This window comes from Marinitoga sp. 1197 (genome assembly GCF_001021165.1).
GTDB lineage: Bacteria > Thermotogota > Thermotogae > Petrotogales > Petrotogaceae > Marinitoga.
This window is the reverse complement of record NZ_AZAY01000011.1, coordinates 26,302-46,182: the sequence shown is the minus strand read 5'-3', so window position 1 is coordinate 46,182 and position 19,881 is coordinate 26,302. Positions and strand designations below refer to the sequence as shown.

Annotated in this window: 25 protein-coding genes and 1 tRNA gene; 5 read left to right on the top strand and 21 right to left on the bottom strand. The window is 29.6% G+C overall.

Annotated elements, in window-relative coordinates; all coding sequences use genetic code 11:
• The 3 genes from X275_RS03385 to X275_RS03375 are packed head-to-tail and all read left to right on the top strand — an operon-like array spanning position 1 to position 1,866.
• Positions 1-771, top strand: a complete 771-nt coding sequence (locus X275_RS03385; RefSeq protein WP_047267534.1) for an ABC transporter ATP-binding protein — start codon at positions 1-3, stop codon at positions 769-771.
• Positions 771-1,526 carry an ABC transporter permease subunit gene (locus X275_RS03380; protein ID WP_047267533.1) on the top strand — a complete coding sequence of 252 codons (756 nt, stop codon included), beginning with the start codon at positions 771-773 and terminating at the stop codon, positions 1,524-1,526. The genes X275_RS03385 and X275_RS03380 overlap by 1 nt, the downstream gene beginning before the upstream one ends.
• A 13-nt stretch (positions 1,527-1,539) precedes the next feature.
• On the top strand, positions 1,540-1,866 hold the full coding sequence (locus tag X275_RS03375; RefSeq protein WP_047266291.1) for a heavy metal-binding domain-containing protein: 327 nt from the start codon (positions 1,540-1,542) through the stop codon (positions 1,864-1,866).
• A gap of 533 nt (positions 1,867-2,399) precedes the next feature.
• On the opposite strand, the gene X275_RS03370 is transcribed toward X275_RS03375, so the two are convergent.
• The 21 genes from X275_RS03370 to X275_RS03270 all read right to left on the bottom strand — a co-directional run bounded on the left by X275_RS03370 (position 2,400) and on the right by X275_RS03270 (position 17,773).
• Positions 2,400-2,474: transfer RNA gene (locus X275_RS03370), tRNA-Asn, on the bottom strand.
• 75 nt (positions 2,475-2,549) lie between these two features.
• Entirely contained in the window at positions 2,550-3,908 is a 1,359-nt protein-coding gene (locus tag X275_RS11010) for an N-acetylmuramoyl-L-alanine amidase family protein (RefSeq protein WP_052913584.1), read from the bottom strand.
• Between the two features lie 2 nt (positions 3,909-3,910).
• Complete coding sequence (locus tag X275_RS03360) at positions 3,911-4,735, bottom strand: M23 family metallopeptidase (RefSeq protein ID WP_047267532.1); 825 nt, start codon at positions 4,733-4,735, stop codon at positions 3,911-3,913.
• Positions 4,735-5,784 (bottom strand): protein-glutamate methylesterase/protein-glutamine glutaminase, encoded by a 1,050-nt coding sequence (locus X275_RS03355; protein ID WP_047267531.1) that lies wholly within the window; start codon positions 5,782-5,784, stop codon positions 4,735-4,737. Before X275_RS03355 ends, X275_RS03360 begins: the two co-directional genes overlap by 1 nt.
• Positions 5,774-6,217: a diacylglycerol kinase family protein gene (locus tag X275_RS03350; RefSeq protein ID WP_047265441.1), complete on the bottom strand. Its 444-nt coding sequence runs from the start codon at positions 6,215-6,217 to the stop codon at positions 5,774-5,776. Before X275_RS03350 ends, X275_RS03355 begins: the two co-directional genes overlap by 11 nt.
• On the bottom strand, positions 6,217-6,810 hold the full coding sequence (locus X275_RS03345; RefSeq protein WP_047265440.1) for a 2-oxoacid:acceptor oxidoreductase family protein: 594 nt from the start codon (positions 6,808-6,810) through the stop codon (positions 6,217-6,219). The genes X275_RS03350 and X275_RS03345 overlap by 1 nt, the downstream gene beginning before the upstream one ends.
• Positions 6,807-7,634 carry a 2-oxoacid:ferredoxin oxidoreductase subunit beta gene (locus tag X275_RS03340; RefSeq protein WP_047267530.1) on the bottom strand — a complete coding sequence of 276 codons (828 nt, stop codon included), beginning with the start codon at positions 7,632-7,634 and terminating at the stop codon, positions 6,807-6,809. Before X275_RS03340 ends, X275_RS03345 begins: the two co-directional genes overlap by 4 nt.
• A gap of 15 nt (positions 7,635-7,649) precedes the next feature.
• Positions 7,650-8,156 carry a deoxycytidylate deaminase gene (locus X275_RS03335; protein ID WP_047267572.1) on the bottom strand — a complete coding sequence of 169 codons (507 nt, stop codon included), beginning with the start codon at positions 8,154-8,156 and terminating at the stop codon, positions 7,650-7,652.
• A complete protein-coding gene (hemW, locus tag X275_RS03330; protein WP_047267529.1) occupies positions 8,153-9,280 on the bottom strand; it encodes a radical SAM family heme chaperone HemW in 1,128 nt (375 codons plus the stop codon). Before hemW ends, X275_RS03335 begins: the two co-directional genes overlap by 4 nt.
• Positions 9,270-10,115, bottom strand: coding sequence for a hypothetical protein (locus tag X275_RS03325; RefSeq protein WP_047267528.1), 846 nt, complete (start codon positions 10,113-10,115; stop codon positions 9,270-9,272). The genes hemW and X275_RS03325 overlap by 11 nt, the downstream gene beginning before the upstream one ends.
• Positions 10,116-10,262: 147 nt before the next feature.
• Positions 10,263-10,658 (bottom strand): ATP synthase F1 subunit epsilon, encoded by a 396-nt coding sequence (gene atpC, locus X275_RS03320; protein WP_047267527.1) that lies wholly within the window; start codon positions 10,656-10,658, stop codon positions 10,263-10,265.
• Positions 10,659-10,672: 14 nt separating this feature from the next.
• Complete coding sequence (atpD, locus tag X275_RS03315) at positions 10,673-12,082, bottom strand: F0F1 ATP synthase subunit beta (RefSeq protein ID WP_047267526.1); 1,410 nt, start codon at positions 12,080-12,082, stop codon at positions 10,673-10,675.
• Between the two features lie 17 nt (positions 12,083-12,099).
• Positions 12,100-12,936, bottom strand: a complete 837-nt coding sequence (atpG, locus tag X275_RS03310; RefSeq protein WP_047267525.1) for an ATP synthase F1 subunit gamma — start codon at positions 12,934-12,936, stop codon at positions 12,100-12,102.
• Positions 12,937-12,950: 14 nt separating this feature from the next.
• Positions 12,951-14,468 carry a F0F1 ATP synthase subunit alpha gene (gene atpA, locus X275_RS03305; protein WP_047267524.1) on the bottom strand — a complete coding sequence of 506 codons (1,518 nt, stop codon included), beginning with the start codon at positions 14,466-14,468 and terminating at the stop codon, positions 12,951-12,953.
• Positions 14,469-14,474: 6 nt separating this feature from the next.
• On the bottom strand, positions 14,475-15,029 hold the full coding sequence (gene atpH, locus X275_RS03300; RefSeq protein WP_047267523.1) for an ATP synthase F1 subunit delta: 555 nt from the start codon (positions 15,027-15,029) through the stop codon (positions 14,475-14,477).
• Positions 15,026-15,517, bottom strand: a complete 492-nt coding sequence (gene atpF / locus X275_RS03295) for a F0F1 ATP synthase subunit B (RefSeq protein ID WP_047267522.1) — start codon at positions 15,515-15,517, stop codon at positions 15,026-15,028. Before atpF ends, atpH begins: the two co-directional genes overlap by 4 nt.
• Positions 15,518-15,555: 38 nt before the next feature.
• A complete protein-coding gene (locus tag X275_RS03290; protein ID WP_047267521.1) occupies positions 15,556-15,852 on the bottom strand; it encodes a F0F1 ATP synthase subunit C in 297 nt (98 codons plus the stop codon).
• Positions 15,853-15,901: 49 nt separating this feature from the next.
• Positions 15,902-16,726 (bottom strand): F0F1 ATP synthase subunit A, encoded by an 825-nt coding sequence (atpB, locus tag X275_RS03285; protein ID WP_047267520.1) that lies wholly within the window; start codon positions 16,724-16,726, stop codon positions 15,902-15,904.
• A gap of 15 nt (positions 16,727-16,741) precedes the next feature.
• A complete protein-coding gene (locus X275_RS03280; RefSeq protein ID WP_047267519.1) occupies positions 16,742-17,080 on the bottom strand; it encodes a hypothetical protein in 339 nt (112 codons plus the stop codon).
• Positions 17,013-17,306, bottom strand: coding sequence for an AtpZ/AtpI family protein (locus tag X275_RS03275; protein WP_047267518.1), 294 nt, complete (start codon positions 17,304-17,306; stop codon positions 17,013-17,015). Before X275_RS03275 ends, X275_RS03280 begins: the two co-directional genes overlap by 68 nt.
• Positions 17,303-17,773 carry a chemotaxis protein CheX gene (locus tag X275_RS03270; RefSeq protein WP_047267517.1) on the bottom strand — a complete coding sequence of 157 codons (471 nt, stop codon included), beginning with the start codon at positions 17,771-17,773 and terminating at the stop codon, positions 17,303-17,305. The genes X275_RS03275 and X275_RS03270 overlap by 4 nt, the downstream gene beginning before the upstream one ends.
• A 155-nt stretch (positions 17,774-17,928) precedes the next feature.
• Between X275_RS03270 and X275_RS03265 the strand changes: the two genes are divergently transcribed.
• Complete coding sequence (locus X275_RS03265; protein WP_047267516.1) at positions 17,929-18,951, top strand: 6-phosphofructokinase; 1,023 nt, start codon at positions 17,929-17,931, stop codon at positions 18,949-18,951.
• 29 nt (positions 18,952-18,980) lie between these two features.
• The gene (ribF, locus tag X275_RS03260; protein ID WP_047267515.1) at positions 18,981-19,871 is read left to right on the top strand and encodes a riboflavin biosynthesis protein RibF; all 891 of its coding nucleotides are present in this window, start codon (positions 18,981-18,983) and stop codon (positions 19,869-19,871) included.
• The last annotated feature ends 10 nt before the right edge of the window (positions 19,872-19,881 follow it).

Below are 19,881 nucleotides of genomic sequence, written 5' to 3'. Positions count from 1 at the left end.
ATGATTTTAAAGATTGAAGGTTTAACAAAAAAATATGGAAATTTAATTGCAGTAAACAATATTTCTTTTGAAATAAATCGTGGAGAAATATTTGGATTATTAGGTCCAAATGGTGCTGGAAAAACTACAACTTTAAAATGTATATTAGGTCTAAGAAAACAGAATAAAGGTCAAATCCAAATTAATGGAAAAATTGCTTATTTGCCAGAAAAAAAACAATTATATAAAAGTTTAACAGTTGAAAAAATGATTGAGATTAATAATTTTTTGACGAAAGATTTTTCCATAAAAAAAGCATATGAATTATTAAGTGATTTTAATATAGATAAAAAAATTAAGATTTCAAATTTATCTCATGGAATGCTTACACAAATATATATTATAATAACTTTTTCACAAAATGCTGATTTATATATTTTAGATGAACCAACATGGGGACTTGATCCTTTAATGAGAAATAAAGTTTTAGATTTAATCAGAGAATTTACATATAATGGAAAAAGTGTATTATATACCAGTCACATCCTTTCTGAAGTCGAAAAAATTGCAGATAGAATTGCTATTATGTCTAAAGGAAAAATATTAGAAATTGACTATCTTGATAATATAAAAAATAAATATACTGCCATATCACTTCCTAAAGAAGAAAAAACAAAAGGGTATTTATGGAAAAGTTTAGAAAAAGAAAATGTATGGATTATTAAAAACAACAAAGGAGAACATATAACTATAGACGATATCTTCGAAGCTATTGTAAAGGGGGAATGGTAATGAAAAAAGAGTTTTATGAAATGAGAGTACGTTTTTTAATCTTATTTATAATAACAATAATCTTATTTTTTTCTATAGCTCCATTTCAAAAAATATATGTAAATATGATTGAAGAGAATATAACAGTTATAAAAACATATGCAGAAAAATTTGGTATAGCAAATATGATTGAAAATTTAAATGATTGGAATTATTATATTTATACTCAATGGTTTGGAAAAAACTTTGGACAAATGTTACCGATTTTTGCTATTATAGCAGCATTTCCATTATTTTCACGAGAATTTGAAAATGGAACAATGGAATATTTGATGGTAAGAAAGTCAAGAGACTATATATTTTTATCAAAAGTATATAGTGGTTTGATTTTATTATTTTTACTTGTTATTTTTGGAAATGTATTGCCCATTGTATATTCTAATTTATTTAACAAAAATTTTAATTCAATTATAGCATATAAATATATGATTCATGGTTTGTTCGGTGTATTATTTTGGTACGAAGTAACTGTATTTTTTTCTATAATCTTTAATGATCAGGTTAAACCCATTCTTTCATCTATAGGTTTATTAGCTATTACAACAGCATTGGGATTCATAAAACCTTTAAACTTTCTAAATACTTATATCTATATTCTTGGTAATAATATTTTAAAATACGGAAAAATTGATTGGACTTATAGTATATACCTTTTTGTTTTAGGAGAAATTATCGCTTCTTTAGCATATTACACTTTTAAAAACAAAGAAATCTGAGGGAGGTGTTTTTATGATAGTAACAACTGTTGGTTATGTTCCCGGATATGAGTTCAAAGAAGTTTTAGGTATAGTTATAGGTAATACTGTTCATTCAAAACATTTAGGAAGAGATATTGCTGCTGCATTTAAAACATTGGCTGGTGGTGAATTGAAAGGTTATACAGAAATGCTCACAGAAGCAAGGAATATTGCATATGAAAGAATGATCGATGAAGCAGAAAAACTTGGTGCTGACGCTATTATTGGTATGAGATTTTCAAGCTCTGCTGTTATGCAAGGCGCTGCAGAAATGTTGGCTTATGGAACTGCTGTAAAATTAAAGAAAATAGAAGATTAATTTTTTTGATTTATTTAATATTTAAACTTTATTGTTTTAAAATAGTAATATTATTTGAATAACGATAGAATTTTGTTCGTAATCATAGATATTTGTTTATAATTATCTTTAATCTTCGTTAATTGTTATTTTCTATTTTTTGATTATGTGTTATTATAAAAATTGTATAAAATCATTAAAATTCGAGAGGAGGTTATCACATGTTTATTAGAAGATTAGTTTCATTAAATCTTGTTAGTGGGATAAGTGTGCCTATTTGTGATAACCTTGCTCACATCAATTATTATTGATGATAAAGTAATTATTTGGGCTATGGTTATCACAACCATAGCCCATTTTTTATTTTCCTCTTTTTGTTCTTTTTTATTTTACCATTTACACAATAAAAAAGTAAACTTTATTATAGTTTATTAAAATATCCAGAAAATATATAGCTTTTATTAGTTATTCATGTTGTGATTTTGAAATTATATAAAAAAACGTCCAGTTATTATACTGGACGTTTTTGTTAACCCCTAAGGGGATTTTGTTTATGGCTCCGGCGGAGGGATTCGAACCCCCAGCCTAGTGGTTAACAGCCACCCGCTCTACCATTGAGCTACGCCGGAACAACTTCCGAGGTATATTATAACATAAGATATGATATAAATCAAGAAAATTTTTCGCAACTAATTTGTTAAAATTTACTTCACATTAAAATATTCCATAATTGATTCGGCTATTATTTTTGCAAATAAATCCACATATTTCCCTGAAATAAAGTTAACTTCTACAATTGGATTTGATAAAAATTCTAATTCAAATAACACAGCTGGACATTTTGTATATGCTAAAACAGCAAATTCAGCGGCATTTGTAGATCTAAATGGTATTTTATTTTTTTCTATATATTTCTTTAAAATCTCCGCCATTTTTTTGCTTTCAGGTATAGAGTTTTTCTTTTCTATAACTCTTGATTGTATTATATCTTTATTATCATTCATATCAAGATTTTCTTTTCTTGCAATTTTTCTTGCATATTTGTCATCGGAAAAAGAAAAATAATAAACTTCCGATCCCCTAACACTTCTATTTTCAAGATATGAATTCAAGTGAATACTTATAAAAAGATCTGCATGTAAGTCATTTGCAATTTTTGCTCTATTATATAATTCTATAAATTTATCAGTATCACGAGTAAGATATACTCTTATATTTTTGTTTTTAAGTATTTCTTTTGTTTTTAATGCAACTTTTAATGCCATATCTTTTTCTCTTGTTCCAAGATATCCTAGTGCTCCCGGATCAAATGCTCCATGTCCTGGATCTATGACAACTACAGGTTTGGTAAAATCTTCAGTCATTTCTATATCCAACATAATTCGACCATTTTCTTCCAGTTTTGTGTATTTTTTTGCTTCTGCTCCAAGTATTATAGTCACCCATATTTCTTTTTGCGAATGCTGCATAGCTTTAATTCGGCTTAAAAATTTATTATTGAATTCTTTTGAAAAGGAAACTTCAGGAATTTCAACTCCAAAAACTTTTATTAAATAACCAGGAACAGCTGTTAATGGATATATCTCAAATTTTTCTGGTTTAGCTGAAAATTCCATTATAATCCTTAATCTATCCTTCATTAAAAAACCGTCTATACTTTTCAATTTTGCAAGTTTATAATTTAAGTAATATCCTTTGGAATTCTTAAAATATTCAAGATTAGCTATTTTGGCAAGAATGTTCAATTTTACAAAATATTTTTTATTAATATACATAAAATCTTCAGAATTAAGTGAAATACTTTCAGAAGAATTTATAATAGCAACTTCGGCTTTTGGAAAAACAACAGCAGACCACGTATCATCTAATTTTAATATAAACATATTTTCTGATGTTCCCATTATTATATATCCAAGCTTTTCTAAATAAGAAATATTGAGAAAAATATTATTGTTTTTCTCAATATAATTATTATTATCCACTTTTTTCCATTGAAGATATAATTCTTTTGAAAAAAAAGATAATGTAATAAGTAAAAATATTGATATTAATAATTTTCTCATGTCTAATTACCACCCATATAATGTTTCTCTATTGATACATGAGCATATTTAAATCCTGGTAATAAACCCAATGGATCTACGGATTTATCCGCTAATGTTCTAACTTCAAAATGGACATGAGGTCCAGTGGATATTCCTGTTGAGCCTACTCTTCCGATTAATTCACCTTTTTTAACGATTTCACCCACTGTAGCAAGTGCTTTTGACATATGTGCAAATATATAATAATGTTTTTCTGCTTTTATTTTTACGTATATTCCATATCCATTATCTTTTTTTACTTCAACAACCTTTCCACTAACTGCAGATAATATTGGCGCACCTTCGCTTAAAGCTATATCTACACCAGAATGAAATCTTTTTTCGTTATATATCGGATGTATTCGCCAGCCATACAACGATGTAATTTCTCCCCATACAGGCCAAGATACATCAACCTGCTTATTAAAGCTTAAACCAATGTATTCATATGGAATTTCTAATTTTTGGCCTATATAAAGAAGATCTGGATCTTTTATATTGTTATATTCAGCTATTAAACTTGCATCAGAAAAGAATATTTTTGCTATATAACTTAAATTGTCTCCTGATTTAACACGATATATCATTATAGCTTTTTCTGGTATTAATAAGTTTTCGCCAGGATATATATATTTCTTATATGCATAATCCGGATTATAATCAATAATAAGAGATAAAGGAATATTAAATTTATTTGCTATTTTTTCCAGAGAATCACCACTTTTTATTGTATAAATAAATGTTTTTACTGAAAATAATACAAGGGGTAATAAAATCAATAAGATTAAAATAAACCGATTTTTCATCATTTTCCTCCTAATAACTCAACTATTTTCTCTGCTATTTCATAATTTGGTAAAACAAAATCAGCATAATTTTCTTCTACAACTGCTTTGGGCATACCGTATACAACACACGTTTTTGGAGATTCTGCAATTATTTTCCCTCCATAATGCTTTATTTTAAATGCACCTTTTGCTCCATCTTTTCCCATACCTGTTAAGACTGCTGCTACTATATTTGATTTATATATTTCGGCAGCTTTATCAAAAGTAAAATCAGCAGCAGGTCTTACATTGTTTATTTTATCCGATGAATCCAGATATGTATATACTTTAGAGCCTTTTGATTTCAATCCCAAATGATAGCTTCCAGGTGCAATATATACCGTATCAGGTTTTAATTCTTCATTATCTTCAGCCTCTTTTACTTTTAACTCTGAAACTTTATCTAGTCTACTTGCAAGAGATTTTGTAAATCCAGCAGGCATATGTTGCACAACCACCACAGGCACATTTATACCTTTTGGGAGATTTGGAATTATAGTATCCAATGATCTTGGCCCACCTGTTGATGATGCAATTAATACAATTTTTTGTCCTCTTAGAAGGGAGGTTATTCTAGGTCTTTTTGCTTTGAATGTAGATCTTTTCGTTAATTTTGTTGGGTCTATCTTTGCAGCATTTCTTATTTTTATCAATAGATCATCCGCAACTGCTCTAAATGTCCATGAAACGCTTCCAGCTGGCTTTTGTATAAAATCTACTGCACCATTTCCCAGAGCTTCTATTGTTATTTCAGAATCTTTTGAGGTTAAACTGCTAACCATAATAATAGGGGTTGGATTTTTTTTCATTATTAATTTTACCGCTTCAAGTCCATTTAATTCAGGCATTTCAACATCCATTGTTATTACATCTGGTTTCAGCGTTATCGCTTTTTCTACTCCTTCGAGTCCGGTTTTTGCTATTCCAACAACTTTCATGTCTTTTTGTTTTTCAATTATGTCTTTTAATACCATTCTCATAAATCCAGAATCATCTACAATTAGAATTTTTATTACATTATCGGTCATTTTTTTCCCTCCCTTTAAACAAACTCCCAGTTATTATAAATACAATAAATGCTATACCTATTATTATACCATATTTTGGAGGCCAATTGAAAATTTTACCACCGAATATGACAACTGCAATTACAATAGAAAAAGATGCTGCGATTAGTACCGCAGCAGCACCTAAATCCTTTATTAGTCCTACGATAGGATTGTAATGAGGATGTATCAAATCCATCATTTTTTCTATTAATGTGTTTATTGTTTCTAAAATTAAAACAAAAAATATAGCCAATGATATCCATAAAATCTGACTTTCATTTAGGTTGAGTATAAAAGATAATGTAAAGGCTATTAAAGCGAAAAAAGTTTGAATTTTAAAATTTCTTTGAGTTTTAAAAACTTCAAATAAGCCTTTAATTGCAAAAGAAATACTTTTTGAAAATTTTCTCATTAAAATCCTCTTCCATTTTTATCATTTATTTTTATTTCATATTTTTTGTTGCTATATTCATAACCAATTTTTAGAGCCTTTTCGTCTAATTCGTAAAATTTTGGATTTACACGTTTTTTCATAATTTTAATTAATGTTTCTAATTTAACAATTTCACAATTTTTAGCAATTGCTCCAAGTCCTATCATATTTGCAACATTTGTATTTCCAAGTTCTTCGTATGCCAATTTTGATGCAGGAATAGCAACTATTTTTTTTGTAATTCTTGATACAGTTTGAGGGAGTGATTTTATATATGAACTATCATAAAAAATTATACCATTGTTTTTTATCATAGTTAAATGTGGAAATGCTATATCATTCATAATGTATAATATATCAAATGTTTCTGCTTTTGGATAATCAATAACTTCATCTGAGTATAACACGTCACAAAAAGATAAGCCACCTCTAACCTGAGCTCCATAATGCTGAGATTGAACTACCCAATAACCTTCATTAACAAGAGATTCTGCTAAAATAAGACCCATGAGTATATTTCCCTGACCGCCCATTCCACTAATTCTGATACTTCTTGGTTCTTTTATATTCACTTCACAACACCACCTAATTTTTCAGATAATTCTTCATATAAATCAAGATAGGTTTTTTTGTCTTCGTTATTATAAAATTCACCTATAATAATTTTACCTTCAAGCTCTTCACTGCTCATTTTTTTTGCTTTATTTAACATTATAGTATTTTTCTTAAAATAGTCCATAAATTGAGAAGGTTTACTCATTCCGTTATATCTTCCATAATATGTATGACAATTTGAAACTATTTCTACAACAGACATACCTTTATGTTTTATTGCATTTTCTATATATTTTACACTTTGGGTATAATGATATACTGTGCTTCTTGCTACATATGTTGCACCTGAAGATACTGCCATTTGAACAGGATCAAATGTGCTTTCAATATTACCATATGGGGCCGTGGAAGCCATAGAATCATGAGGTGTGGTAGGTGAATACTGTCCGCCAGTCATTCCATAGATAGTATTATTAAAAAGTATTACTGTTAAATCCATATTTCTTCTGCAGGCATGGATAAAATGGTTTCCACCAATAGCCAGCATATCTCCATCTCCACCCATAACAACAACTTCTAAATCAGGTCTGGCTAATTTAACTCCTGTTGCAAAAGGTATAGCTCTTCCATGCAAAGTATGTAATGTATTAAAATCAAGGTATCCTGTAACCCTTGAGGAACATCCTATTCCAGAAACTACTGCAACTTTATTTTTGTCTAAATTTAGATTTCCAGCTGCTTCAATGAAAGATTTCATAACAATTCCATTTCCACAACCAGGGCACCATACATTTGGTAGTCTATCCTTTCTTAAATACTGGAAATACTTTTGATTAGGCATAATACACCTCCAAGATTATTTTTTCATCATTTTAAATTCTACACCTGTTTGTTTAAAAAATAACTTTGTTAATGCATCAGGATAATTACCTCCATATATCACTTTCTTTATCCCAGCATTAATTATTAACCTTGCACAAATAGAACATGGTTGATGTGTCACATATATGTAAGCTCCATCAGTAGAAATCCCAAATTTTGCAGCTTGCATTAATGCATTTTGTTCTGCATGAAGTCCGTAACAGATTTCCTGATATTCTCCACTTTTTATTTTTAGATCATCTCTTATACAGTTTATTTTATCACAATGAGGGAATCCTGATGGTGGTTGATTATATCCGGTTGCCAGTATTCTTTTGTTTTTTACTATTACTGCACCTACTTTTCTATGCGTACACGAAGACCTTTCGCTAACAAGAAAAGCAATTTTCATAAAATATTCATCCCATTCTTTAGGATTAGATTCTTTCTCAAAATTTCTATTAACTAAATCCGCTATATATTTCTCCACTTTATCTTTCATATCCATTCTATATTTTCCCTCACTTCAAGAATTTTTTCAAATACCATTTTAGATAAATCCTGGCCTTTTTTTGACAATCTAATTCTATTATCCACTTTAATTAAGTCTGACCCTACATGAACAAAATTTTTGAAAAATTTTTCATATAATTTTCCATATTTTGTTTTTAATTTTTTTACTTTAATTCCATCTATTAATCTTAAACCCATGAATAATTCTTCCGTTAATTCTTCTAATAAGGTGTTTTCATTATAATATTCATATGGTATCTTATTTTCATTAAGATATTTAAAATACTTTTTTAATTCTGATGTTTTTGTATATCTTATATTATTTACATGTCCTCCGGCTGAAATTCCATAACCATAGTAATTTTCATTATTCCAATATATTAAATTATGATTACATTCGAATCCTTTTTTTGACCAATTGGATATTTCATATCTTTTATATCCCATTCTGTCTAATTCTTCTATTATTAAGTCAAAACCATCTTCAATAAATTCATATTCTGGTAATTTCATTTTACCTTTATCCAATAAACTTTTTAATGGCGTAGGATGATCATCATCAAATATGTAATAAGAAACATGTTGAGGTTGTAGTTTTTCTATTAATTCTAAATTTTTTTCTAAAATATTCATATTATCACCAGGTAATCCAAGAATAAAATCAAAATTGATATTAAAAAAATATTTTCTGGCTAGACTATATTTTTTTTCTATTATTTCATTGTTATATTGTCTATTCATAGCTCTTAAAATATTATTATCAAATGTTTGGATACCCATACTTAATCTGTTTATTCCAAGCATTTTGTAATTATATAATTTTTTTTCTGTTAATGTTTCAGGATTTGATTCTATCGTTATTTCGAAAGCATCGGTAATATTTAATTTTTTAAAAATATTTTCTATATATTTAATATCAACATAAGATGGGGTTCCGCCACCTAAAAAAACTGTTTTTATTTTTCCATCATATTTATCCAATTCTATATCTTTCATTAAATAATTAAAGTATTTTTGCTGTATATTAATATTTGTCGTCGAAGGGTAATCGCAATATAGACATTTACTTTTACAAAAGGGTATATGTATGTATATCCCGATTTCAGAATTCAAAGAAAAAACTCCCTCCGTCTTTTGTAAATATTAAACTAAATGTGTTATTCATATCCAGTCTTGAAAAAAATACAATAAAATTCGATTTTTCTTTCATTTTTAATTGCATGCCAAAATAATAATCACTTTTATTTATTTTTATAGGTGTTTGAAAATTAAAAAAAGGTGAAATTTCATCTTTATATAAAATACCATATGAATAATATCCTGATAAATATCTATTTTCAAAAATACCAATAGGAATTGAAAAAGAGTATCCTAATTCAGATATACCTATTATAAAGGGTAATGTAAAATATCTCTGTAATTGAAATGAATAATTTGATATATAATACTCATTATAATCCGTTGAAAAGACGGAACTTTTTATTATTGTAGGTATTAATATCTTATTTAAAGCTATACCTCTTTTTTCACTCCCACTTTTAAATACAGAAGTATATGTATATGAAAAATTTTTAGAAATCAAATCATTTTTATATTTTTTTATTGTTGTCGATAAAATAAAGGAGTTATTGTTTAAATTATATCCAACATCTAGGTTAAAAACTCTTTCACCAGTTTTTAGTTTCACTTTCTTAAAAAAAATCTGTTGAGTTTTGTAAAATGTTATTTTGTCATTATAATTGATTCCTAATTTTGGGAATACATTAAAATTATTCATGGATATCCACAAACCAATTTTAGATTTTTCTGATATATTCCATAAATTTTTAGAAATATATACATTCGTATTATTTATATTGATTGTATTTAAATTGAAAAAATAATTGTTAATTGAAAAAATACTTAAAGATAATAGTAATAATAATGCAGTAAATAGTTTTTTAAGCATAACTACACCTCCAATGAAAGTATTTTATTTAATTATAACATATTAATTTTAAAAAAACAGAAAATGATTATGGATTATTTAATTATATGTTTATTCCAATTCATTTATAATATTAATAGACTGTAAAAAAATAAGGCGCAAAGCGCCTTATTTTTTTACTATCGATATTCTTACCATATTTTTTTCAATTTCTGCCTGAACTTTAGCCTTTTCAGCGGTATTTTCTATTTGAGATAATTTAGCTTTTGCAGATTCAATAGCTTTCATGGTAGTTTCTACGTCAATTTCTTCAGGCTTTTCCGCAGCAGTTGTAAGTATTATCATTTCTTTTCCATCCATTTCGATTATTCCACTATGAATTGCAAATAATTCTTCTTTATCATCTTCTGTTTTTATTTTTAAAGGTGAAACTTTAAGTTTTGCAACTATAGGAAGTCGATTTGTTAAAACTCCCATTCCACCCTCAACTGTTGTGAATTCGGCATATTTAGCTTTTATTTCAGCTTTTATTCCTTTGGGGGTTACTATTTTTAGATCAAACATTTTTTACCCCCTCCTTAGACTTTTATTCCCATTTTCTTTGCCTTTTCTATTGCCTGTTCTATTGTACCAACCATATAAAATGCCTGTTCAGGAATATGGTCATATTTTCCTTCTAATATTTCTTTGAATCCTTTTACTGTATTTTCGACTTTTACGTATTGACCGCTAATTCCGGAGAATTTTTCCGCAACAAAGAATGGTTGTGTAAGGAATCTCTGAATCTTTCTTGCTCTTTGAACTGTTAATTTATCCTCTTCTGATAATTCTTCTATACCAAGAATTGCAATTATATCCTGTAAGTCTTTATATCTCTGTAATACCTGTTGAACTCCCCTGGCAACTTTGTAATGTTCTTCCCCTAGAACAGAAGGATCCAGTACTTTTGATGTTGAATCTAATGGATCAACAGCTGGATATAACCCGAGTTCAGCGATTTGCCTTGAAAGAACAATAGTTGCTTCAAGGTGTGAAAATGTTGTTGCCGGAGCTGGGTCTGTAATATCATCAGCTGGAACATAAACTGCTTGAACTGATGTAATAGAACCATCTTTTGTTGAAGTTATTCTTTCCTGTAATTGACCAACATCTGTTGCTAATGTTGGCTGATATCCAACAGCAGATGGCATACGCCCTAAAAGAGCTGAAACTTCTGAACCAGCCTGAACAAATCTGAATATATTATCTATAAATAATAATACGTCTTTTTTCTGAACATCTCTGAAATATTCTGCCATTGTTAATGCTGTTAAAGCTATTCTAAATCTTGCTCCTGGCGGTTCATTCATCTGTCCAAATACAAGAGCTGTATTTGGTAAAACACCTGATTCCTGCATTTCCAACCATAGGTCATTTCCTTCTCTTGTCCTTTCACCAACACCGGCAAATAATGATAGCCCTTTATGCTCAATTGCAATATTTCTTATAAGCTCCATAACAAGAACGGTTTTACCAACACCAGCGCCGCCAAAGAATCCTATTTTACCTCCTTTTGGGAATGGAGCTAATAAATCTATAACTTTTATACCTGTTTCCAGTATTTCAATATCTGTAGATTGATCCTTAATTGTTGGAGGCTCTCTATGTATTGACCAGTACTCTTTAGCTTCAACATCGCCTCTTTCGTCAATGGGATCACCCAAAAGGTTAAACATTCTTCCAAGAGTTACATCACCAACAGGGACTTTAATAGGAGCTCCGGTATCTACAACATCAAGTCCTCTTTTTAATCCGTCGGTTGAATCAAGAGCAACACATCTTACTGTATTATCACCGATTAACTGCTCAACTTCCAACACCAATTTTTTATCTGTATATGGATTAATTACTTCAAGAGCATTATAGACTTCCGGCAATTTGCCTGTTTCAAATTTAACATCCACAACGGGGCCTATTATACTTACTAATTTTCCAACATTTTTTTCCACTTATTACACCCCCAATATTATTCTTCCTGCAATGCCTGAGCGCCATTTACTATTTCTATTAATTCCTGGGTTATAGAAGCCTGCCTTGCTTTGTTGTATGCAAGGGTGAGCTTTTCAATTAAATTTTTTGCATTATCAGTAGCATTACGCATTGCATTTTTTCTAGCATATAATTCACTTATTTTGTTTTCATATATAATTAAATACATTTTAGACAATAAGTATAAATAAGCAGCTTCTTCAAATAATTCTTTTGAATCAGGTTCATATTCGAATCTTGGATCCATTGAACCTTCAAAATTTACAGGTAATAATTCAACAACTTCCGGTTTTTGAATTAATGCGTTTTTAAATGCACCATAAACGACCTTTACTTTACCTATATTTTTATCTTCTATAATATCGATAATATCGTCCAGTATATATTCAGCATCTTCCTGCTTTGGTACATCATACAATTTAGTTCTTGAAAGCAATAAATTTCCAGTTTGTTTTAGTTCTATTTCACCTTTTGATCCAATATTATAAAAACCTATAAAATCATCTGTTTTATTAGCTAAATCATTTGCAGCTTTTGTAAGTTCCATTGGAAAAGCCCCACATAATCCCATATCTGGTGTAATAACCACAATCAAAGTTCCTTCTTTTTTTGAAGTGTATATGCTATCTTCTACTGGAGCAATTTTTTTCATTATTTTTTCAGAATAATGAGCATAATCTTTCAATGAAGAAATTTCTTTGACAACTTTATTAGCTTTCGCAGCAGCAACCATTTCCATTGCTTTGGTTATTTTCATTGTGGATTGTGTTGAAGCTCTACGTTGTTTTAATACCCTAAGTTTTCCTCGACTCATGAGTTGTCACCACCCTAAGCCTGAAAAGCTGATTTAAAATCATCTATAGCTTTTCTAAGCTCTTTATCCAGTTCTTCATCTATGACTTTTTTGGTTTTTATAGATTCTAATATTGAAGGTTTATTTGATTTTAAATATTGTAAGAATTCTTTTTCAAATTTATTTATGCTTAAAGTTGGAATATCATCAAGATATCCATTAACACCAGCAAACACAATAGCAACCTGTTCTTCAACTTCCATAGGAACATATTGTCCTTGTTTTAATAATTCAGATAGTTTTTCTCCTCTGATTAATTGTTTTCTTGTTGATTCATCCAACTCTGTTGCAAATTGTGCAAAAGCTTCCAATTCTCTGTATTGAGCTAAGTCTAACCTTAAACTACCTGCGACCTGTTTCATAGCTTTTATTTGAGCAGCACCACCAACCCTTGAAACAGACAAACCTACATTAACAGCAGGTCTTTGTCCGGCGTAAAATAATGATGGTTCTAAATAAATCTGACCATCTGTTATAGAAATAACATTTGTTGGAATATAGGCTGAAACATCATTTGCCTGCGTTTCAATTATAGGTAGTGCAGTTAATGAGCCACCACCATAACTTTCATTTAATCTGGCAGCCCTCTCTAACAATCTTGAGTGTAAATAAAATACATCCCCAGGATATGCTTCACGCCCTGGTGGTCTTCTTAATAATAGCGATAATTCCCTATAAGCTGCAGCGTGTTTTGAAAGATCATCATATACAACCAGCGCATCTTTTCCGTTGAACATGAAATATTCACCCATTGCTGCGCCAGCGTAAGGTGCTAAGTATAACAATGATGCTGGATCGCTTGCGCTAGCAGCAACAATTATTGTATATTCCATAGCACCATATTCTTCTAATTTAGCTACAGTTCTTGCAATAGAAGAGGCTTTTTGCCCTATCGCAACATATATACAATTGACTCCTTTACCCTTTTGGTTAATTATTGTGTCTATAGCAATTGCTGTTTTACCCGTTTGTCTGTCTCCGATTATTAATTCCCTTTGTCCTCGGCCAATTGGGATCATTGTATCAATAGCCTTTAGACCGGTTTGTAAAGGTGTATCAACAGGTTTTCTTAAAACAACACCAGGAGCTTTATATTCTATAGGTCTAGTATGTTTAGTGTTTATTGGCCCTTTTCCATCTAAAGGCTCGCCTAATGGGTTAACAACTCTTCCCAATAGTTCTTCGCCTGCAGGGACCTGAGCAATTTTGCCTGTTCTAACTACTTTATTTCCTTCTTTGATAAGTTTATAATCACCTAAAATAATTATACCAACATTATCTTCTTCAAGATTTAATGCCATTCCACTTACTATTTCCCCGGTATCGGTGTGAATTTCAACCAATTCACTTGCCATAACATCCTTTAAACCATATGTCCTGGCAATACCGTCACCAACCTGCATTATCCATCCAACTTCTTTTATTTCACCTGATTCATAAGCTTTAATGCGTTCCTCTATGACTTTTTCAAGTTCATCAGGATTTATTCTCAAAATAAATCACCCCCGCTTGGAAGCGTATTCGCGTCCGATTTTTTCCAGAATACCTTTTATTGAATAATCAAATATTTTATCTTCTAACTGTAGTTGAATACCACCAATTAAATCTTCATCTAATTTTGTATTTAAAATAACCTTTCTTCCTGTTTTTTGATGTATAATATTTTTTAATTCGTTTATCATATCTTTGTTGATATTATAAGGTATAGTTATATCAACTTTTGCAAATTTCTTTAATTCATTATTTTTTTGTTCTAATAATGTATATACCATGGGTATCATTAATTGCCTATTTTTATATACGAGAACTTTGATATATCTATTAAAATTCTTATCATCAATATCTGCAACCTTTACTATTTGCATAACGATATAATCCTTTGGTAGTAAAGGATTTCCAATTAAATCATAGAAAAGAGAGTCGTTATTAATTTTATCTACAACATTTTTTAATGCTTTAACGTATTCATCGAGTTTATTCAGTTTGCTTTCTTTTGAAAGATACTCTATAAATGCCTCAACATATCGAGTTGCGAGTGAAATGGAAAATTTCATAATTTTTCACCCTTACTTAAAGCTTCAAATGCTCTTTTTACTATTTCTTCATTTGCTTTTTCATCGATGTTTTTCTTTAAAATCATTGAAGCTATAGCTATTGATAATGATACCACTTTATTTTGTATATCTTTATAAGCTTCTTCTTTTATTTCCTTAGCTTCTTTTTCAGCAGTAGAAATTATTCTATTTTTTTCGATTAAAGCGTCTTCTTTTGCATTAGAAATTATATTTTTGGCTAAATCTTCAGCCTCTTTTATTATACTCTCTTTTTTGTTTCTTACTTCTTCCAATTCTAAATTAGCCTGATTTAGTTTCTCTTCAGCCTCTTTACGTAATTTTTCTGATTGGTTTAATTCACTTTCAACAATTTGTCTCCTTTTTTCTGCCATCTCAAAAAAGGGTTTATATAGCATAACCCACAAAAAATATGCTAATACTGAAAATCCTACTAAATTAATTATTGATGTAAAATTAAAATCCAACACTCTTTACACCCCCTTTTATGGGGATTTTTACCCCGAAATTATGGTAATACTATTAACATCAATAATGCAATAACAAGAGAATATAAACCTGTAGATTCAGTAACAGCCATAGCTAATAACATACGTGTAGTTAATGTACCTGCCATTTCTGGTTGTCTTGCCATAGCGTCCATAGCATGAGCACCTACAGTACCTTCACCAACACCAGGACCTATAGCACCAATACCCATAGCTAAACCTGCACCAACAAATTTTCCTAAATAATATAACCCTGTACCTAATGCAGCTTCACTTCCAGATTTTACTATTTCCTGTGCTACCTGTTCAACAGCCATTCTATTCTACCTCCTTACAAAATTTATTAAGTATGTTATAATTTTACACTTATTCTTCAAGTAAAGAACCCATATACGCTATTGCTAGCAAAGAAAAAACGAATGCCTGTATCAAACCAACAAAAATACCAAAAAACCCCCATAAAAATATTGGAAGAACAAAATATTTAAGCATATAACTAATAATTAATACCAAAATTCCACCGCCAAAAATATTACCAAATAACCTCAACGAATGAGATACAGGTTTTGCCAATTCACCAATTAAATTTAAGGGCAACAATAATGGGGTTGGCTCAATAAACATTTTTAACCAATTACCTATCCCTTTTGCTGATGCGGCAAAAATATGACTAATAATAAGAACCATCACAGCAAAAGTTGCATTTGTATTTAAATCAGAAGTTGGTGTATACCATGTGTCTGTGAATAATGCTACTTTTAGCCCATCATTAACTGGAGAAACATTTATCCCCGGCATACCTGACAAAAGGTTAGCTATTAAAATGTATAAAAATAATGTAGTTGCAATTACATATATTGGCTTTCTATATTTTTGATTTGGAACAGCATCTTCAACTAATTCCCAAAAATAACCAAGCAGAGATTCGACTAAAGCTTGTTTCTTATCAGGTATTAATTCAAATTTTACTCCTGCAGCAAAAATTATTAGTATTAAAATAATAGCTCCTGACATAATAACTGTCATTGGATTAATAGTATTCCAAAAAGTTGGTATACCTCCAAAAGAATATACCCATCTTAATCCAACTCCCTCTAAATTTGCTGAAGGAAAAAATATAAAATTAATCAATCCTAATCCTGCATAAATCAAAAAAAGAGTTAATAATATCTTTTTCTGCTTTTGTGTCATATATATTCCTCCCTGTTATTTTGGTGAAATGAGCGCCGCAAACTTCATATTCATTAACCCCAAAAAAGTTAAAAATAATCCTTCTCCTGAAAAAAGTGCAGCAACAAATAAGATTATACCAAAAAAAGCGTATCTAATCATATATCCTTTTAAAATTTTACGTTTGGGTTTTGTTAATAATATTTTAATTTCCTCGGTTATCATTAAAATTCCCGCAATCGCTCCGATACTACCTAGAAAAACAAATAATGTAGTAATTTTATAAAAATATAACAAACTTAAAAATTCAATTATTGAAAGAATTATTATTTTTATTATTATCTCTTTTGTTTTCTTTTTTAATTCTTCGCTCATTATCCTGTTTTTTAGCCTCCTTTATTAATTCCATTATACCATTATATAGTCCAGAGATTATACCTAAAAACAAAAACACTATCTTCCATACATTATTATTTGTTAAGGAAGATAAGCCATAACCTATTAAATATCCAATAAATATATTTGCTAACACAGTTAGAGCAAAAAAAAGAATTAGGTTAAGATTTGCAAAAATCTTAACATCTATCTTATGATCATTCATATTGAACTTTTTAATACTACAAAAAATTCTTCTGAGAATTTATTATCAATATTCATAGGAAATTTTAAAGATATACCATCTTTTATAAATATAATATTGTTTCCATGCATAATTGAAGGTGGAGTAATATTTATTTTATATCCCAATTTTTCTAAATTTACTGCAATTGCACCTGAAATCATATTTCCCAATTCACCAAGAGCACTTAAACTCATTTCATCTAATTTTTCAACGGGCATTCCCATCATCATCTGAGAAACAATAACTTTAGCTGATTCTGTTGATAATCCCATGTGAATGTTGCCGTCTAAATCTCCAATGAATCCTATAGTAACAACAACTTCATATGATCTATTATCTCCTTTGTCGACGACAGGTTTTTGAATTACTATATCCATATTATTTGTAGCCATTTTAAATGTTCTTGAAAAGGCTTCAAGAATCGAGTTTATTACTTTAGCATTCATACTAAGTCCTCCTTTAATTATTTCATAGATAATTATACTATAAATTTAACTAAATTACAACATTATAATAATTTTCTCAATTGGAAAATTTCTGGTATAATAAATATATCTATTTTATTAAATGATTTTATCATTTATTTTAGGGAGGGAGAAAAATGAGAGTTGGTATATTAACTGGTGGTGGGGATTGCCCTGGATTGAACGCTGTTATAAGAGGAATTGTTCATGCAGCTGGTGAAGGTTTTGAAACGTATGGTATATTAAATGGATGGAAAGGTATGTTAACAGGAGAAATGATTAAATTGGATAATGATGATGTTGAAGGAATTCATATATTAGGAGGAACGATTTTAGGAACAGCAAGAGTAAATCCTTTTAAAGAAGAAGAAAGCAGAGAATTGCTTGAAAAAAATTTTAAAGAAATGCACTTAGATGCTTTAATAGCTATTGGCGGAGATGATACTTTATCAGTAGCTGCAAAGTTGTCAAGTTTGGGATATCCTGTGGTGGGAGTTCCAAAAACAATAGATAATGATGTTTCAAATACAGATTATACATTTGGTTTTCATACTGCTGTTAATGTCGGGGCTGATGCTATTGATAGATTGCATTCTACTGCAAAATCACATCAGAGAGTTATGATTGTCGAATTAATGGGTAGAGAAGCAGGATGGATAACTATTGAAGCTGGAATGGCGGCTGGAGCACATCTTATATTAATTCCGGAATTTCCAATGACAATAAACGAAATTGTAAACTATGTGAACAAAAGAATGAAAGAAAAAAAATATATGATAATAGCTGTAGCAGAAGGATTTAAGCCAACAGAATTAGAGCAGGTTGTTGCAGACAAATCTACAATTGATGCATTTGGGCATATTAGACTAGGGGGAATAGCCCATTATTTGGCAGAAATAGTTGAACAAAGAACAGGTTATGAAACGAGATCTGTGGTATTAGGTCATCTTTTAAGAGGAGGGACACCTACGGCTTTTGATAGAATTTTAGGGACAAGATATGGAGTTGAAGCTATGAATCTTATAAAAAATAGAGACTTTGGAAGGATGGTTGCTTTAAAAGGAAATCAAATAGTATCTATCCCACTTGAATATGGGGTAGCGACAAAAAAATTAGTACCTTTTGAATATTATAAATTGGCACAATTATTTTTTGATTAATAAAAATTATATAGAGGTGAGTTTTAATAATGAATTATGCAGTAGCTATAGGTACATTTGATGGCGTTCACAAAGGTCATCAGGTTATTATAAAAAAAACGTTGGAAATTGCACAAAGGAATAATTTAGTACCAAAAGCTTATATTATGAAATATCCGGCAATTAGGTATTTTGGAGAATTTAACGGTGTAATCTTGCCTTCATATAAGCGTCAGGAGTTGCTTGAGAAGATGGGGTTTGAAACAGAAGTTTTTGATCTTTTAGATGTTATTCATATCACGCATAGTGAATATCTGGATTTTTTGCTACATAATGGAATGAAGGCTATTGTTTGTGGTGAAGATTTTACATTTGGAAAAGATAAAAAGGGAAATGTTTCTTATTTGTTATCTGAACAACATAAAAAGAATTTTTTGGTAGAAGTTTTAAAGGATATTAAAACCTCAGAAACAAGGATAAGTTCAACGTTTATTCGACGAACATTGATTAATGGGAAGATTGAAGAAACTAATAATTTATTGGGAAGAAATTGGAGTGTTGAAGGGCCTGTATATGAAGACAGACATATTGGATTTAGTTTAGGATTTCCTACAGCCAATATAGATATACGTTATAAGGAAGAGGTTATATATCCAAAGTATGGTGTATATTTGGTAAAAGGTGGAGTAAAAAATACAGAACGTAAATTTTATGGACTTATGAGTGTTGGATTAAGACCAACATTTAATGAAAACATAAAAAGGCCTAAAGTAGAAATATATTTTCTGGATTATTTTGGTGATTTATATAATAAAATTATAGAAGTTGAGGTATTAAAATTTCTTAGAGAGGAAAGAAAATTTAATAGCAGACAGGAGCTTATAAATCAGATGATAAAAGATGAAGATAATGCAAGAAGAATAATTAATAAATTAAGGTAGGCAATTGCCC